Origin of the sequence: Janthinobacterium kochi (assembly GCF_051380715.1) — a bacterium.
Taxonomy (GTDB): Bacteria; Pseudomonadota; Gammaproteobacteria; order Burkholderiales; family Burkholderiaceae_D; genus Janthinobacterium.
This window is the reverse complement of record NZ_JBNYXO010000003.1, coordinates 33,005-49,087: the sequence shown is the minus strand read 5'-3', so window position 1 is coordinate 49,087 and position 16,083 is coordinate 33,005. Positions and strand designations below refer to the sequence as shown.

Genomic DNA, 16,083 nt, shown 5'->3' with positions numbered 1-16,083 from the left:
AGCTCAACTCGGCCATCGCTCACATCGGGGAAAGTACGGTGCCAACGGGCACGGGCGCAGCAATTGTATGCGGCGGCTGGCAAAATGGCTATGCCGCCGTCAAGCCGCCTTGCGCCAGCCATGCATCAGCGCATGCGCCGCCAGTCCCGCCGCCAGCCCCCACAGGGCGCCGCCCACGCCCAGCAAGGTCACGTTCGCGGCCGTCGCCAGGAAGGTGATCAACGCCGTTTCGCGCATGCGCACGTCCGCCATCGCCTGCGCCAGGCTGTTGCCGATGGCGCCCAGCAGGGCCAGGCCCGCCAGCGCCGTGATGAAGCTGCGCGGCAAGACCATGAACAGGCTGGCCAGGGTGACGCCGAAGATACCCACCAGGATGTACAGCACGCCGCACGCCAGCCCAGCGACATAGCGCTTCGACGGGTCCGCATGCGCATCCTTGCCCGTGCAGATGGCGGCCGTGATGGCGGCCACGTTGAAGGCGTGCGCACCAAATGGCGCCATGAGCAGCGAACCGAGTCCCGTCACCGTCAAGATCGGATTGGCGCTGACCGGGTAACCGTCATTGCGCAGCACCAGCATGCCCGGCATGTACTGCCCCGTCAGGGTAATCAGGAACAGCGGCAGCGCCACGCCCAGCAGCGACGCCACGGAAAAGCGCGGCATTTCGAACACGGGCGCGGCCAGGGCCAGTTCGATGCCGTGCGCATCGATGCGTCCCTGCGCCAGCAGCAGGCCCAGGCCGACCAGCATGATGCCGACCACGGCAAAGCGTGCCGTGAAACGGCGCAGCACGGCGTACGACAGCAGCAATACCACCACCAGCAGCGGATCGGCGCTGGCGCCGCCAAACGCGTTCACGCCAAACTGCAGCAAGATACCGGCCAGCAAACCGGCGGCGATGCCGCCAGGAATCAGCCGCACCAGGCGCTCGAAGGCGCCGGACATGCCCAGCAAAATGAAGGCGATGGCGGACACCATGTAGGCGCCGATCACCTCCGCGTACGGCGTGTGCGGCATGACGGTGGCCAGGAAGGCCACGCCGGGCGTGGACCAGGCCGTGATGATGGGCGCGCGGTAGCGGTAGCTGAGCCAGATGCCGGTCACGCCCACGCCGATGCTCAGCGACCAGACCCAGGACGCCGTCTGCGCCGCGCTGAGCTGGGCCAACTGGGCCGCCTGGAACACCAGCACGAAGGTGCCGCCATAGTTGACCAGGACGGAGATGCAGGCGGCCATCGTGGGGGCAGCAAGATCGCGCCAGTTCAGCCGGTCGGCCATAGCGGCGGTGGTTGTGGTTGTTGTCATGAATATGCCCCTGGCATTGAAAGGGAGCATCTTAATGGCCATATGGACCGCCCGAGCAGGCCAATTCATCGCGGATCAACAGACCACTTTAGCAAGTTTATCCCAGCGCGCGGGCCAGGCGGACGATGCCGCTCTCGATCTCGTGCGGGCTCAAGGCCGCAAAGCCCAGCAGCCAGCCACCGCGCGCCGGCGGCCTCGCATACAGCCGGCTCAGGCCCGGCAGCACAATGCCCGCCTGTGCCGCCAGCCGTATCGTTTCCAGTTCGTCCCTGCCCTCGTGCAGCAAACACGGCATCTGCAAGCCGCCCGGCGGCAGCTGCGCCGTGACCACGTGCGGCAAGTGCCGCTGCACGGCCTGCGCCATCGCATCGCGGCGCACGGCGTAGACCTTGCGCATGGCGCGTACATGGGCCGCAAAATGGCCATCGGCGATGAAACGGGCCAGTGTCAGCTGATCCAGCTGCGGCGTATGCCCGTCGAGGATGCTGCGCGCATACGTCATCGGTTTCACCAACGCGGGCGGCAGCACCATGTAGCCGAGGCGCAGGCCCGGATACAGCGACTTGGCAAAGGTGCCCAGATAAATCGTGCGCTGTTGCGTATCGAGTCCCTGCACGCAGGCCGTCGGCAAGCCGGCGTAATGAAACTGGCTGTCGTAATCGTCTTCGATGATCCAGCCCTGGCGCTCGGCGGCCCAGGCGGTCAGCGCGAAGCGGCGCTCGAGCGCCAGTGTGGCGCCCGTCGGGTATTGATGCGACGGCGTGACGTAAATCGTGTTGGCCCCGCTGCGGTCGGCCCGCAGGTGCTCGATGGACAGTCCATGCGCATCGACCGGTACGGGCAGCACCTGCAATTGCGCCATCTCGAACGCCTTGCGCGCGCCAAAATAGCCGGGATCTTCCATCAATATCGGGCCATGCGCGTCGGCCAGCACCTGCGCGCACAGGTACAGGGCCTGGCGCGTGCTGCTCAAGACCAGCACCTGATCCGCCGTGGCCCGCGCGCCCCGCTCCAGGTTGACATAGTCGGCGATGGCTTGGCGCAGGGGTGCGGCGCCTTGCGGGTCGCCATGCAGCAACACATGGTGTTCGCTGGCCGCCTGGCGCCGCAAGCGCTCCCACACGTCGAGCGGAAAGGCCCGCGTTTCCGGCAAGCCCGTGGCGAATGCCTTCACGCTCTGCTGGTCAACCACGCCGCCACTGGCCAGGATGTGCGCGCCGCGCGCGCTGAGGGCCGCCGGCTGCGCGGACAAGGGCGGCAGCGCAGTCGCAGGCTTGCCCAGCAAGCTGGCGCCTATCGTCGGCGACACAAAACTGCCCGATCCCGCCTGCCGCTGGATATACCCGTCCAGGCGCAGCTGCGCATACGCCATTTCCACCGTATCGCGCGACACGCCCAGCGATTGCGCCAGCGCGCGCGTGGCCGGCAGGCGCAAGCCAGGCGCCAGTACGCCATCGAGTATCAACTGGCGCAGCGCGCGCTGCACGCGCACGCGCAAGTCGAGCGCCGCCAGTTCAGGAGCGGCGATGCGGATTTTCAGGGTGTCGAGTTCGAACTGCGGCGTCATGGCGCTGTCGGCGCGGCGCGAACGGCATCCACGGCAGCGACGCTGCTGGCCAGCGAAAAGCCATGCTGCTGCAGCACCGCCACCAGTTGCTCGCCGGCGCAACCGAGGCGCAGGTTTTCCGCCACCCAGTCCTTCCACGCGGGGCCGATCTGCGGCATCGGCTCGGGCGCCAACGTGAGACCGATTATGCATGCGGCCAGCAAACCATTGATGCGCTGCGTGTCGATCAGGTGCTGCACCACCGCGTGGCCCGACTGGGGAAACGGGTGCAGGGTGCAGCGGCCGAAGGCGGCCAGGCGCTGCGCGTGCATGGCGTCGAGGTTCACCGATTCGCTGGCGCTGGCGCCGAGGTTCGCCACGTCGGGCCGTGTGCCGAACACCAGGTGCAGCTGCGTATGCTCGGTCGCCCTGGCGCGGCACAGGGCCGCCAGGTCGTAATAGCCCGAGGCTGGCGGGTCTTGCGCCAGCGACTCCATCACGGGCAGCCAGCGCAACTCATGGTACAAACGCGCCTGCTGCACGTCGAGGAAGGACAATGGGCCAAAGGCGACGATCTGCTGCGCGTCGAGCAGCAAGCCAAACATGACGGCCGCGTACGCGCCCATGGACTGGCCGAGGGTGGTGACCTGGCTTGGCGCAATGCGGTTCACCAGCTCGCGCAGGGCCTGCGCCGTTTCATCCACGTGATTACCCAGGCCCGCAATCTGGCGGTGGTACCAGGCATTGCCCGAATCGCGCACAAGGATCTTGTTCAGCGGCTGCCCGCTGGCCTGCTCGAGCTTTCTCAGGCGCCCGTAAAAATCGAAGGCGGGGCGCGTGGTCCACGAGACGAAGCCGAAGGCGATGACCAGCGGCGCGCCTGGCACGATGCGGTCGACCAGCACGTCGTCGGCACTGGTGGCGACCAGTCGATTATCCAGCGCTTGCGCTTGCAGCATCGGCCCGGCTCCCGATCAAGGTTGAACAGCAGAAAGCATGAGTGTAATACCAAGGCTGGCAAAATGAAAACAATCGTCGCTACAGTACGCCAGTACGCAGGGGAAAACTGCTAGTCTGGCGACTATTCACCCATGAACAGGAGCCTTCCATGCTGCATCGCCTGAAGTACCTTCCTCTTGCCGCGACCATCGCCATGGCCGGCGGCTGCGCTGCCACGTCCGACAGCGCCAAGCCAAACGCCAGCCTGACGAATACCTACTGGAAACTGACGCAGCTCGATGGCGCGCAGGTGGCGATGGCGCCACAGCAGGAGCGCGAAGTGCGCATCACCCTCAGCGACGATGGCAAGGTCACCGGTTTCACGGGCTGCAACCGCGTGATGGGCGGCTACACGCTGGCCGGCACGGCCCTGCGTTTCACGCAACTGGCTGGCACGCGCATGGCCTGCCCGCCACCACTGATGCAGCTGGAAAGCGCCGTGCTGGCCAACTTGAACAGCGTGACGGGCTACCAGCTTGAGGGCGAACAGCTGATCCTGCTCAAGGATGGCGCGGCCGTGGCCAAGTTTGAATCGGTCTACCTGTGAAATAAAAATCGACTGCCGTTACAATGGCTTCCAGCCCATCATCCGGAAGGAAGCCATGTCCGCCCTGCCCTCGCCGTCTTCATCCCCTACACCATCGGCCGCCGGTCGCTATCGGGCTTTTCTGTTCGACATGGACGGCACCGTCATCAATTCCATCGCCGCCGCCGAACGCATCTGGGGCACCTGGGCGCAGCGCCAGGGCCTCGATGTGGCAGCCTTTTTGCCCACCATCCATGGCGCGCGTTCGGTCGACACCATCGCCAAACTGCGCTTGCCCGGCGTCGACGCGCAGCGCGAGTCGCAGGGCATCACGGATGCGGAAATCATCGATGTGGAAGGGATTATTGAAGTCCAGGGCGCGCTGCGCTTTCTGCAGTCGCTGCCGCCGGCGCAATGGGCCATCGTCACGTCGGCACCGCGCGCGCTGGCCACGGCACGCCTGAAGGCGGCCGGCATGCCCATTCCCGCCATCATGGTGACGGCGGAAGACGTCAAGGCGGGTAAACCAAAACCCGATTGCTACCTGCTGGCGGCTGAAAAACTGGGCGTGGCACCCTTTGATTGCCTGGTGTTCGAAGATGCGTCCGTCGGCATCGAGGCGGGCGAGGCGGCGGGCGCGAAGGTCATCGTCGTCACCGCCACACATGCACACCCGCTGGCCACGCGCCACCCCGCCATCGCCAACTACGAGTGCATCGTGGCAACCGTCGATGCGGATGGTTTCATCGTGCTGGCCGAGACGGCTGCAATACCCGCGACAAGATAGCCTGCTGCGGTGCGGCCGCTATCGTACGCGTTACGAGGAAGGCAGCTTGCGCCACAGGGGCTTCGGCCATGGTCCGCGCCGGCCCGCCGCCCGCGCCCCCTTAGGCGTTTGCGTCCAGCTCCGTTCCATGTCAGCATACGCCACCCTGGCAACATGGATAAGGATCGCAATGCCCCTCACTCTTACACGCGCGCTGGTACTGGCGCTGCTGGCAAGCCATGGCTCCCTGGCATTGGCGCAGGCGCCAGTCACGCCGCCGACGCCGGGCTGCGACGTCTGCGCCACCTGGAATGCCGACCAGGCGCCGTTCCGTATCTTCGGCAATACCTATTATGTGGGCGTGAAAGGCCTCAGTTCCGTGCTGGTGACGTCGCCGCAGGGCCACGCGCTGATCGACGGCGGCCTGCCGGAATCGGCGCCCAAGATCATCGCCAATATCGCCACCCTGGGCTTTCGCATCGAAGACGTGAAACTGATCCTCAATTCGCATGGCCATATCGACCATGCGGGCGGCCTGGCCGAACTGCAGCGGCGCAGCAATGCGCTGGTGGCCGCCAGCCCGTCGGCGGCGCTGGACCTGGCGTCGGGCGAAGTGGGACCGGACGATCCGCAATACCATGCGCTGCCCAAGTACCCACCCGTGAAGGACATGCGCCTGGCGCGCGACGGCGGCCAATTCAATGTCGGACCCATTGCGCTGACGGCGCATGCCACGCCGGGCCACACGCCCGGTGGCCTGAGCTGGACGTGGGAGTCGTGCGACGGCCCCCGCTGCCTGAACATGGTCTACGCGGACAGCCTCAACGCCGTCTCGCGTCCCGGCTTCAAGTTCAGCGCCAGCAGCGAGTATCCGCACGCCCTGGCAGATTTGCGCCACAGCTTCGAGACCCTGGAAAAGCTGCCCTGCGACGTGCTCGTTGCGGCCCATCCGGAAGCCTCGCACTTGTGGGAGCGGCTGGAAGCGAGCGCCACGGCCGGCAGCGATGCCTTTGTCGACCCGCAGGCCTGCCGCGCCTACGTGGCGGCGGCGCGCACCTTGCTCGACGCGCGCCTGGAACAGGAAAAACAACCGTGAATTTGCCAGTGACCTTGTCAACCGTGCACGCTGGCGCAGCGCCGATCTGCTACGCTGGCGCCATTCATTTGAAGAAGGAAATGCCATGTTCACACTCGCCAGACTGATTCCCCTCGCCGCCATCGTCGCCATCACCGCCGGCTGCGCGCAAACGCCCGTGCGCAGCGACGCTGCCGCTGCCGCGCCAGGCGCCACCTCGCCTGCCAAGCCGGCACCGAAGCTGGTGGGCACGCAATGGAAGCTGAAGGAATTGAAGGGCAAGCAAGTGCTGCGCAAGGCGCCTGAACAGCGCGAAGTGACCTTGATGCTGGCTGAAGGCCGCGCCAGCGGCCACAGCGGCTGCAACCAGACGATGGGCGGCTACACCAGCGATGGCGTCAGCACCCTGGCCTTCTCGCAGCTGGCCGGCACCATGATGATGTGCCAGCCGCAGGACATGGACCTGGAGCGCCTGCTCTTGAGCACCCTGGGCGAAGTCAATGGCTACCGCTACGCCGACCAGGAATTGCTGCTGCTGAAGGATGGCGTGCCCGTGGCGCGCTATGAAGCGCTGACGGTGAAGTAAAACTGTGGGGTCAGTCGCTTCGCGATCGGAATCCGCCCTTTAGGGCGCATTCCCCCGCCGGGTCTGACCCCAGCCTTGACTATGGGCTTCCCCCGTCCGCAGTACCTAGTCGTTGCGCATCTGCGCCTGCGATACATTACTGTTCGCAGGCACGCTCTGCGTCAGCCACACATTCCCCCCGATGGTCGATCCTGCGCCGATGGTGATGCGCCCCAGCACGGTCGCGCCCGCGTAAATGACCACGTCATCCTCGACGATGGGGTGGCGCGGCGTGCCCTTGATCAGCGCGCCGGACGCATCGGCCGGAAAACGCTTGGCACCCAGGGTGACGGCCTGGTACAGGCGCACGCGCTGGCCGATGATGGCCGTCTCGCCGATCACCACGCCCGTGCCATGGTCGATGAAGAAGGACGCGCCAATGTGCGCGCCAGGGTGGATGTCGATGCCCGTCAGGGTATGCGCGATATCGGCGATCAGGCGCGCCAGGAACGGCGCGCCCAGTGCATGCAGGCGGTGCGCCAGGCGGTGGTACAAAATGGCGATGGTGCCCGGATAGCACAGCATGATCTCGGCCACCGAGGTGGCGGCCGGGTCGCCCGCGTAGGCAGCCTGCACGTCCGACACAAGCAAGGCGCGGATGTCGGGCAAGCTGGCGGCAAAGGCGCGCGTGATGTCGCGCGCCTGCTGCGCCAGCGCCGCATCGTCGCTGGCGGCAGCCTGCTCCTCGCCGGCAGGCACCGAAAATAGCAAACCGCGCCGCACCTGCTCACTGAGGCGGTTCAGGGTGGTGTTGAGGGTATCGCCGACAAAATAGTCGATGCTTTCATCGGTGAGATTCGGCCGTCCGTAATGCGTGGGAAACAGGGCTGCCGACAGGCCGTTGACGATGGTGGTGAGCGCTTCGCGCGACGGCAGTTCTCGCACCCTGCCGTTATGGCGGATCTTGTGCTTGTCTTCGCGCGAGCTGCGCAAGGCCTGGATCACTGGCCCCAGGTTCCATTGGGCCGTGTCGTCGGCGGGCGCCGCGGGGTCAGTGCTGTGCATGGCGTATCACTTCCAAAAAAACGGCAAACAGGCCGGGTCGCCCCAGTTTAACGGTGGCGACAAGCGATGCAAACGAAGAATTTCAAGCTTTCATATGCGAAAAACGCATATGGCTGGCAAACAGCGCCGGTGCCAAACCCGATTGTTGCCACTAGCGTAAAATGACGGACTAACAAAAACACTCTTCAACATGACTAAATTATTAACCTGGATTTTGGCGGGCCTGGCGATGGTCGGACCGCTTGCAATTGACACCTATCTGCCGTCGTTCCCCGCCATCGTGCACGATTTCAATGCCAGCCCCCTGCTGGTGCAGCAAACCCTGAGCTTTTTCCTGTTCACGTTCGCCTTCATGATGCTGTTTTACGGCACCCTGTCCGATTCGTTCGGCCGCCGTCCCGTGATTCTCGTTTCGCTGGTGCTGTATGTGATCGCCTCCGTGGGCGCAGCGCTGGCGCCGTCGCTGGGCTGGCTGCTGGCCTGGCGCGTGCTGCAGGGCCTGTCGGCGGGCGCCGGTTCCGTGATCGGCCGGGCCATCGTGCAAGACCGCTATTCGGGCGCCGCCGCGCAGAAAATCCTCTCGCACATCATGATGGTGTTCGCGCTGGCGCCGGCCATCGCGCCCGTGCTGGGCGGCTGGCTGCAGGTGGGCCTGGGCTGGCGGGCGATTTTCTGGTTCCTCACGGCCTTCGGCGTGCTGATGTTCGTCGTCGTCTGGCGCGCGCTGCCGGAAAGCTTGCCGAAGGAGCAGCGCCACGCCTTCCACCTGGGCGACATCGCCGTCAATTACTGGAAAGTGCTGTGCCACCGCCAGTTCCTGCTGCTGTCGACGGCCATCGGCGCCGCCTTTGGCGGCTTCGCCCTGTACATCGGCTCGGCCGCCTACTTCATCATCAACATCCTGCATTTGCCGGAGACGGCGTTCGCCTGGCTGTTCATTCCCTTAATTAGCGGCATGGTGTTCGGTTCGGCCCTGTCGGCGAAAATCGCCCACCGCACCAGCCAGCGCCAGATGATCTGGGCCGGCTTCATCCTGATGCTGGTGGCAGCGCTGGCCAACATCGGCTATAACTACTTCTTTGCCGCCGAAGTGCCGTGGGCCGTGCTGCCCCTGTTCTTCTACTCGTTCGCCCTGTCGATCGCCATGCCGCCGATGACCCTGATGGCGCTGAACCACTTCCCCAACAACAGTGGCCTGGCCTCGTCGATGCAATCGTTCATCCAGATGCTGCTGTTCGCGCTGGTGTCGGGCCTGGTGGCACCGCTGCTGTTCGACAGCGCGCTGAACCTGGCGTATGGCGTGATGGCGGGACTGCTGGTGAGTTTGATTTGCTGGGTGTTTGCGCAGGGTAAAGCTGAAGCGTAGGTCGGATTAGGCCCGGAGGGCCGTAATCCGACACCATTGTTGGCGGCTCAAGTCGGATTACGCGCAAGCGCCTCGGCGGCCCCGCTAATCCGACCTACGAGCAATATACAGCCACGATTACGGCCACGGCGCGGGCGTCACGTCGACATATTGTGCCCCGCCCTGCTCCGGTTCGGCTTCATTGTTCTGCGACGGCTGGTTCAACGCCCCCGCCGGCGAACGCAAACTCAAGATTTCCTTGCGCGATTCGACGAAGTCGGCCGAGCTCAGGGGATGCTGCTGGTCTGGCCAGTGGCTGACAGCCCATTCCTGCAAGGTTTCAAAGCGCCGCCACAGTTCAGTGACAAAGGCGCGGCGCGCCTCTTCCTGCGCTTCTTCTTGCTGCCCTGGCGTCTTTTCGGCGCCTTCCCCGGTATGTACTTGCATGGCTGCTCCCTGGCTGATCAATCGTCCTGTCAGACTACGCAGGGACCAGCCAGGCGTCTGTTCGCGAACGAACACAGGGTTTATTCTGGCATCTTGCGAAAGCCCACAGCCAGGCGGTTCCAGGTATTGATGGAGCCGATGGCCAGGGTCACGTTGACCATTTCCGCAGGCGTCAATTGCTGCGCCAGCGCCGCATAGTCTTCGTCCGACGCATGATTCTGCGGCAGCAGGGTCAGCGCTTCCGTCCAGGCCAGCACGGCCCGCTCGCGCGGCGTGAAGAACGGCGTTTCGCGCCAGACGGACACGGCATACAGGCGGCGTTCCGTTTCGCCCGCCTTGCGCGCGTCGCTCGTGTGCATGTCCACGCAAAAGGCGCAGCCATTGATTTGCGAGGCGCGCAGGCGGATCAGCTCGAGCAGCGCGTGTTCCACGCCCAGCTTGGCAATCGCCGCTTCCAGCGCATACATGGCCTTGACGGCGTCCGGCGAAGCTTGTGTAAAATCGAGTCGTTGCTGTGTCATGATGCATTCCTTGATGGAGTAAAGATGCATCATTGTAAAAGCGCAAGAAGTCCGCGCGGCAGGCCAATCCCCCCGAAAAGCAGCAGACCACCAGCAGAAACCCCATGGAATTACATATCCTGATCGACGGCACGCGCGACCTGGGCGGCCAGCTGTACCGCCAGCTCAGCGAAGCCATCCGCTCGGGCCGCCTTGCCGACGGCCAGCAATTGCCACCCTCGCGCCTGCTGGCCAGCCAGTTGGGCCTGTCGCGCAAGACGGTCTCCGACGTATATGACAAGCTCGCTTATGAAAAGCTGCTGGTCGGCAAAGTGGGCGTGGGCAGCTTCGTGCAGACACCGCATGCCTCGCCGCAGCGCCGCCACGCCAGCACGCCGCTGGCCAGCGCGCAGCGCATCGCCCGCTGGGAAGCGACGCCCACGCCTTTGCGCCAGGCCAGCCAGGAAACGCCCGCCCGCTACGCCTTCATTGGCGGGCGCGCCACGCCCGCGCACTTCCCGCAGGATGAATGGCGCGCCTGCATGCTGCACGCGCTGCGCCAGGATGGGCAGGCACGCGGCCGCTATGGCCGCACAGAAGGCTTGCCCGCCTTGCGCGCGGCAATTGCCGGCCATGCCGCCTTCAGCCGCGGCATCCATTGCACCGAGGAACAGGTGCTCGTCACCAGCGGCGCCCAGCAAGCTTTGCATCTGCTGGCGCTTACCCTGCTGGAGCCGGGCGACACGGTTGCCGTGGAAGAACCTGGCTACCCCGTGGCGCGCGCCGTGTTCGCCAGCCAGGGCGCGCGCGTGGTGGGCGTGGAAGTGGACGAGGATGGTCTCGTCGTCGCGCAGATTCCCGACGGCACGCGCTTGATCTATGTCACGCCTGCGCATCAATTTCCGCTCGGTATGCCGATGAGCATGGCGCGCCGCCATGCCTTGCTGGAGCGTGCCCGGCAGTTGGGGGCCATCATCATCGAGGACGATTACGACAGCGCCTTCCGCTATGAAGGCCGGCCCGAGGACGCGCTGCAAAGCATGGACCGCTATGGCATCGTGGCACATGTGGGCAGCTTTTCCAAGATCATGCTGCCGGAGTTGCGGCTCGGCTATGTGGTGCTGCCGCAAGCCCTCGTGGCCGCCATGCAGACGGTGAAATACCTGAGCGATTGCCATACGGCCAGCCTGGGCCAGCATGCGCTGGCCAAGTTCATCGGCGACGGCCATTTGTTGCGCCACATACGCCGCTGCCACGACATTTATGCGGGGCGGCGCAAACGGCTGCAGCACTGGTTCAACGGCCCGTTGTCGCCGTGGTTCCGCCTGGTGCCGGCCAGCGCCGGCTTCCACGTGGCGGCGCTGGCGCAGGCGCCGCTCGATATCGCCGAATTGCTGCGCCGGGCGCGCCTGGCCGACGTCAGCCTGTATGCGCTGGCCAGCTTTTACCATGGGCCCGCCCGCCATGAAGGCCTGTTCCTCGGCTATGGCGCCATCGACAAGCTCGATATCGACACGGCGCTGGCCCGTGTGCTGGCGATCCTGCAAGACATGGCGCCCCTGCACCTCAGCGGGGTTGCCAACGATAGTGCCCCGTGATCGGATAGCTGAATAAAATATTTTCCTCGCGCGCGCCCTCGCCGATATTGTGGATGATGAGCGGCACGCCGCTCCACGACTGCTTGTCGCTGACGATGCCGATGTGCGTGAGGTTACGCGGCAGGCGCCAGGTGACGATGTCGCCCGCCCGGTAAGCGTTCGCCTGCTTGCTTGGCGACAGGCTGGTGCCGTGGCGGGCAAAGTACGTGCCCAGGTTCGGCACGCGGCGGTGGTCGATATTGCGGTCCGGCCCTTTCATCTGCCAGCGTCCCTGCTGCTGGTACACCTGCCACGCCTTGCGCATGTCTTCGTGCACCAGCACCTGCAAGTCCTGCCCCAGCTGGCGGTAGGCGCGCACCACCACATCCGTGCACACACCCCGCTCGAGCGGCACGTCGCCGCCCGGATACGCGAGACGTTCGTAGCGCGGGTCGTACTGCAGGGTCACGCCCACCTGGCTGCGGGCGGCGGCGACGAGGGCTTGCGGGGTGGCGGGGCTTGCCGACGCCAGCATGGGCGCCAGGGCAAGCATCAGGATGGAGAGCAGTTTGATTGGCATCAACGTCGATTATCGGATAGAAATGCCAACTTTACCGCAGCGGCAGGAAAAACGTCGGACGCTAGGCGGCCAGCTGCGCCAGGTGGGCAGGAAAGTCCACGGCCGGGCCAGCCGCATTGACGGTGTCGAAGTAATCATGCCAGCCCGTGGCGGCGATGCCGGCCAGCAAGGCGTCCAGTGCTGCCTCGTCCGGGAAGCGCCAGACGGCATAGAATTGCTGGGCAGCCGCATGCAGCTTGCCGCCGTCGATGGCGCCCATGGCCAGCGCTTCGGCACCGCTGCCGGACAAGGCCGCCATGCCGGCGCCCACCGTATCGAAATACGCCTGGCGCGCGGCGCCATCGAGGGCCAGCCAGGCGGGTTTCGGGCTGTACAGTTCTAACAGGTAATGCATGGTTTCTCCTTAAAAAGATGAATTGTCAGACGAGCGAGCGCTGGGCGCGCTTGCAGATGCGTGCCGTGGCGGCATTGGGACTTTCCTGTAGCCATTGCGCGCACAGGCTGCGCACCCAGTCCGGCTGGCTCTTGGCCGCATCGTTGAGCCAGTTGGCCACGGAATCCTGCACGTAGATGGCCGGGTCGGCGCGCAGGGGCTGCAACAGGGGCAAGGCCAGCTGCGGCTGCTCTTTTAACTGGGCGATATGCGCGCACCACACGCCGCGCGGGCGCAGCGCTTCGCAGGCAAAGCGGCGCACTCTTTCCGACGCGTCCGCCGTCCACGGCGCCAGCAAGGCAATGGCGTCAATCAGATGCGCAGCCAGCCGGGGCCGCAGCGCCAGCCAGGCCCATTCGCGCACGCCGAAGTGGCCATCGTCGGCCAGCGGCCGCATGGCGGCCAGCTGTTGCGGCAAGGGCCAGCCAGCTTGGGCGGCGATGGCAAAGCAGGCCCAGCCACGTACCGTGTCGGATGCGTGCGCTTGCAGCAGCGCCAGGTCGGCGTTAGCCTCCAGCAGCAATTGCGCCGCCAGCACCATGCGCAGGGTGATGCCCGCTGCGGCTTGCGCGCGCATCCGGTCCAGGCGGGCGGCGCCGATGTCGGGTACGGCTGCGGCCAGCAGCTGGGTGAAATCGATGGCCAACCCTTCTGTCAGGGTGGCGCTGGCTACGCTCCCCGCGTTCAGCAGGTCCAGGCGCGCGGGAGCAATATCAGCGATGCCACGGCTCATGGCGCGCCCTGCATTTCACCTTTATCCGTCTTGCGCCAGGCTTTTTCCAGCAGCGCACTCAGTAACTGCATCTCGTCCGGCGTGAAATCGGCAAACAGGCTGGCCATCCATTGCGCGTGCTCATCGACCAAGGTGGAGGCCGCAGCTTCTCCCTTGGCGCTCAGACGCACCAGCAGCTTGCGCCGGTCGAACTGATCCGCGTGACGCGCCAGGAAACCGTCGCGCTCCAGGCCGTCGAGCAAGCCCGTGATGGTGCCGCGCGTCACGCCGGCCCGCTCGGCCAGTGCGTGCGGCGAGAGCCCCTCGGGCACGTCGCGCAGCAGGGACAGCAAGACGAACTTGCCTTCCGACAAGCCATGCCGGCCCAGGCGCGTGGCGCAATCGCCATCGATGGCGGACGCCAGGCCCAGCACTTCAAAGCACAGGCGCAGGCGACCGATGGATGCCGGCATGTCCGGACCGAGCGCGCGGCGCTGCACGTCGCCCAGCAAGGCCGTGTATTTTTGTTCGAGTTTTATCATATGGCGCAATATAATATGGCGCCATACCACATGTCAAATGAAAAACCGTCATGGTTTTGCTGTCGGCTCAAAGGCGGGCTTTGTCCCTCGCCCACGCGACGATGGCATTGGCATCGATGGCGCCAGGCTGGCGCGCCACTTCCACGCCGCGCAAAAACAGGGCCAGGGTGGGAATGCTGCGGATATTGAAACGGCTGCCCAGGTCTGGCGATGCTTCCGTATTCACCTTGACGACGCGGAACGCCGGTTCCAGGGTCTTGGCGGCCTGCACATAGAATGGCGCCATGCTGCGGCACGGGCCGCACCACGGCGCCCAGAAATCGACCAGCACGGGAATGTCGCTGCGTTCAATATGCTTGAGGAAACGGGCGCTGGCCAGGTCCACGGGCTGGCCCACGAATAAATCCTTCTGGCACTTGCCGCAGGTGGGCTGCTCGCTGAGGCGGGCGTGCGGCAGGCGGTTGACGGCGTCGCAATGGGGGCACACGATGTGCAGGGAGTCTGGCGTGGTCGAGGTCATGGCATTCCTGGGAAACGTAGCGTAAAGTTATCGGACATTTTACGGTGTATCGTGCGGCGCCGTCGGCACGCTGGCGGCGCTTATCCGCATAGTCCACTATAGTATGCTGGAACGGCGCGCGTATTGCCCAGCCAGCCAAGGAGAAACATGCCTGAAGTCGCAGAAAACATGGAGATGAAGAACGCCGAGCTGGCTACTGCCCTGGCCTTGCAGCGGGCCGCCTATCTGGCCCACCCCGTGCCCACGCTTGCCGAGCGCAAACGCGACCTGCAAACCTTGCAGCGCTTTATCCGCGACCATAAAGAGGCGCTGTGCGAGGCGATCAGTGCCGACTATGGCAACCGTTCCCGACACGAAACCTTGCTGGCGGAGATCTTTCCCGCCATCGACGGCATAGACCATGTCTTGAAACAGTTGAAAAAATGGATGAAGCCGCAGCGCCGCACCGTCGACTGGCGCAATTTCCTGGGCGCCAGCAACCGCGTGCTTCCGCAGCCGCTGGGCGTGGTGGGCGTCATCGTGCCGTGGAATTTCCCCGTGAACCTGAGCCTGGTGCCCTTGACCTACATCTTCGCCGCCGGCAACCGCGCCATGGTCAAGATGAGCGAAAATTCGCGTCACCTGGCCCGGCTGCTGATCGACACCATGCCCGCCTATTTTCCGCCGGAAAAATTGCAGTTTTTCGACGAGACGGGCGGCGTCGGCATGGCGTTTTCGCAACTGCCATTCGACCACCTGCTGTTTACGGGTTCCGGCCAGACCGGCCGCGCCGTCATGGCGGCAGCTGCGCGCAATCTGTGCCCCGTCACCCTGGAGCTGGGCGGCAAGGCGCCGGCCATCGTCTGCGCAGACTTTCCCCTGCGCACGGCCGCCGAACGCATCCTGTTCGTCAAGTACCTGAACGCGGGACAGATCTGCACCAGCGTCGACCACGCCTGGCTGCCCGAAGCCAGCATTGCAGCCTTCGTCGAACATGCGCGCCAGATCGTGCCCGCGCGCTACCCGCAGCTGGACACGCCCGATTACACCTCCATCATCGACGAGGCCGCCTTTGAGCGCCTGCTGCTGGCGCTCGACGAGGCGCGGGAACGGGGCGCGCAAGTGATTTCGCTGTTGCCGGGGCCAGCCTGGGACCGCGCCACGCGCAAGATCGCGCCGCACATCGTGCTCGATGCGCCCGAGGACAGCTTGCTGCTGACGCGGGAAATCTTCGGCCCCATCCTGCCGCTGCGCGGCTATATGAACCTTGACACCGTGATCGACAGCATCAACGCGGGACCGCGCCCGCTGGCCATCTATCCGTTCAGCAAGCAGGCAGACACGGTGCAGAGACTGATCGACCGGGTGATGTCGGGCGGCGTATCCGTCAACGACGCCCTGTTCCACGTCGGCCAGCACGATCTGCCGTTCGGCGGCGTGGGCGAGTCCGGCATGGGTCATTACCACGGTGTGGAAGGTTTTCATACCTTCAGCAAGCTGCGGCCCGTGTTTTACCAGGCCCGCTTCAGCCCTTTGACACTGCTGTGGCCACCGTATGGCAAGCTGGCCAGCCGCGTGCTGGCCTTCCTGACGCGCTAATT

18 protein-coding genes are annotated in these 16,083 nt (G+C 65.1%); 7 read left to right on the top strand and 11 right to left on the bottom strand.

What is annotated here, in order from left to right:
• Positions 1-99: 99 nt before the first annotated feature.
• The 3 genes from ACQ4WL_RS07895 to ACQ4WL_RS07885 form a co-directional block, all read right to left on the bottom strand.
• Positions 100-1,305, bottom strand: coding sequence for a benzoate/H(+) symporter BenE family transporter (locus ACQ4WL_RS07895; protein WP_436509178.1), 1,206 nt, complete (start codon positions 1,303-1,305; stop codon positions 100-102).
• A 97-nt stretch (positions 1,306-1,402) separates the two neighbouring features.
• Complete coding sequence (gene pdxR, locus ACQ4WL_RS07890; protein ID WP_436509176.1) at positions 1,403-2,872, bottom strand: MocR-like pyridoxine biosynthesis transcription factor PdxR; 1,470 nt, start codon at positions 2,870-2,872, stop codon at positions 1,403-1,405.
• The gene (locus ACQ4WL_RS07885; protein WP_436509174.1) at positions 2,869-3,810 is read right to left on the bottom strand and encodes a hypothetical protein; all 942 of its coding nucleotides are present in this window, start codon (positions 3,808-3,810) and stop codon (positions 2,869-2,871) included. The genes pdxR (ACQ4WL_RS07890) and ACQ4WL_RS07885 overlap by 4 nt, the downstream gene beginning before the upstream one ends.
• 149 nt (positions 3,811-3,959) lie before the next feature.
• Between ACQ4WL_RS07885 and ACQ4WL_RS07880 the strand changes: the two genes are divergently transcribed.
• The 4 genes from ACQ4WL_RS07880 (at position 3,960) to ACQ4WL_RS07865 (ending at position 6,803) form a co-directional block, all read left to right on the top strand.
• Entirely contained in the window at positions 3,960-4,397 is a 438-nt protein-coding gene (locus ACQ4WL_RS07880; RefSeq protein ID WP_436509173.1) for an META domain-containing protein, read from the top strand.
• A 55-nt stretch (positions 4,398-4,452) separates the two neighbouring features.
• Positions 4,453-5,163: an HAD-IA family hydrolase gene (locus ACQ4WL_RS07875; protein WP_436509172.1), complete on the top strand. Its 711-nt coding sequence runs from the start codon at positions 4,453-4,455 to the stop codon at positions 5,161-5,163.
• 169 nt (positions 5,164-5,332) lie between these two features.
• Positions 5,333-6,238 (top strand): subclass B3 metallo-beta-lactamase, encoded by a 906-nt coding sequence (gene bla, locus ACQ4WL_RS07870; protein WP_436509171.1) that lies wholly within the window; start codon positions 5,333-5,335, stop codon positions 6,236-6,238.
• Between the two features lie 85 nt (positions 6,239-6,323).
• Positions 6,324-6,803: an META domain-containing protein gene (locus ACQ4WL_RS07865; protein WP_436509169.1), complete on the top strand. Its 480-nt coding sequence runs from the start codon at positions 6,324-6,326 to the stop codon at positions 6,801-6,803.
• A gap of 105 nt (positions 6,804-6,908) precedes the next feature.
• Here the strand turns inward: ACQ4WL_RS07865 and epsC are convergent, their stop codons facing one another.
• Positions 6,909-7,847, bottom strand: a complete 939-nt coding sequence (gene epsC, locus ACQ4WL_RS07860; RefSeq protein WP_436509167.1) for a serine O-acetyltransferase EpsC — start codon at positions 7,845-7,847, stop codon at positions 6,909-6,911.
• Positions 7,848-8,037: 190 nt separating this feature from the next.
• Between epsC and ACQ4WL_RS07855 the strand changes: the two genes are divergently transcribed.
• On the top strand, positions 8,038-9,213 hold the full coding sequence (locus ACQ4WL_RS07855; protein WP_436509166.1) for a multidrug effflux MFS transporter: 1,176 nt from the start codon (positions 8,038-8,040) through the stop codon (positions 9,211-9,213).
• A 117-nt stretch (positions 9,214-9,330) separates the two neighbouring features.
• On the opposite strand, the gene ACQ4WL_RS07850 is transcribed toward ACQ4WL_RS07855, so the two are convergent.
• The gene (locus ACQ4WL_RS07850) at positions 9,331-9,639 is read right to left on the bottom strand and encodes a hypothetical protein (RefSeq protein ID WP_436509164.1); all 309 of its coding nucleotides are present in this window, start codon (positions 9,637-9,639) and stop codon (positions 9,331-9,333) included.
• 80 nt (positions 9,640-9,719) lie between these two features.
• Positions 9,720-10,160, bottom strand: a complete 441-nt coding sequence (locus ACQ4WL_RS07845; RefSeq protein WP_436509163.1) for a carboxymuconolactone decarboxylase family protein — start codon at positions 10,158-10,160, stop codon at positions 9,720-9,722.
• A 104-nt stretch (positions 10,161-10,264) separates the two neighbouring features.
• Between ACQ4WL_RS07845 and pdxR (ACQ4WL_RS07840) the strand changes: the two genes are divergently transcribed.
• Positions 10,265-11,737 carry a MocR-like pyridoxine biosynthesis transcription factor PdxR gene (pdxR, locus tag ACQ4WL_RS07840; protein WP_436509161.1) on the top strand — a complete coding sequence of 491 codons (1,473 nt, stop codon included), beginning with the start codon at positions 10,265-10,267 and terminating at the stop codon, positions 11,735-11,737.
• Here the strand turns inward: pdxR (ACQ4WL_RS07840) and ACQ4WL_RS07835 are convergent.
• From ACQ4WL_RS07835 to trxC, 5 genes are all read right to left on the bottom strand, one after another.
• Positions 11,706-12,296: a DUF1287 domain-containing protein gene (locus ACQ4WL_RS07835; protein ID WP_436509160.1), complete on the bottom strand. Its 591-nt coding sequence runs from the start codon at positions 12,294-12,296 to the stop codon at positions 11,706-11,708. The two genes, pdxR (ACQ4WL_RS07840) and ACQ4WL_RS07835, sit on opposite strands and share 32 nt — an antisense overlap.
• Positions 12,297-12,357: 61 nt before the next feature.
• Positions 12,358-12,690 carry a DUF6616 family protein gene (locus ACQ4WL_RS07830; protein ID WP_436509159.1) on the bottom strand — a complete coding sequence of 111 codons (333 nt, stop codon included), beginning with the start codon at positions 12,688-12,690 and terminating at the stop codon, positions 12,358-12,360.
• A 25-nt stretch (positions 12,691-12,715) separates the two neighbouring features.
• A complete protein-coding gene (locus tag ACQ4WL_RS07825) occupies positions 12,716-13,462 on the bottom strand; it encodes a HEAT repeat domain-containing protein (RefSeq protein WP_436509158.1) in 747 nt (248 codons plus the stop codon).
• On the bottom strand, positions 13,459-13,980 hold the full coding sequence (locus ACQ4WL_RS07820; protein ID WP_436509638.1) for a MarR family winged helix-turn-helix transcriptional regulator: 522 nt from the start codon (positions 13,978-13,980) through the stop codon (positions 13,459-13,461). The genes ACQ4WL_RS07825 and ACQ4WL_RS07820 overlap by 4 nt, the downstream gene beginning before the upstream one ends.
• A 70-nt stretch (positions 13,981-14,050) precedes the next feature.
• A complete protein-coding gene (gene trxC, locus ACQ4WL_RS07815; RefSeq protein ID WP_436509157.1) occupies positions 14,051-14,503 on the bottom strand; it encodes a thioredoxin TrxC in 453 nt (150 codons plus the stop codon).
• Positions 14,504-14,650: 147 nt separating this feature from the next.
• On the opposite strand from trxC, the gene ACQ4WL_RS07810 reads away from it, so the two are divergent.
• Positions 14,651-16,081 carry a coniferyl aldehyde dehydrogenase gene (locus tag ACQ4WL_RS07810; RefSeq protein ID WP_436509155.1) on the top strand — a complete coding sequence of 477 codons (1,431 nt, stop codon included), beginning with the start codon at positions 14,651-14,653 and terminating at the stop codon, positions 16,079-16,081.
• Positions 16,082-16,083 lie beyond the last annotated feature (2 nt).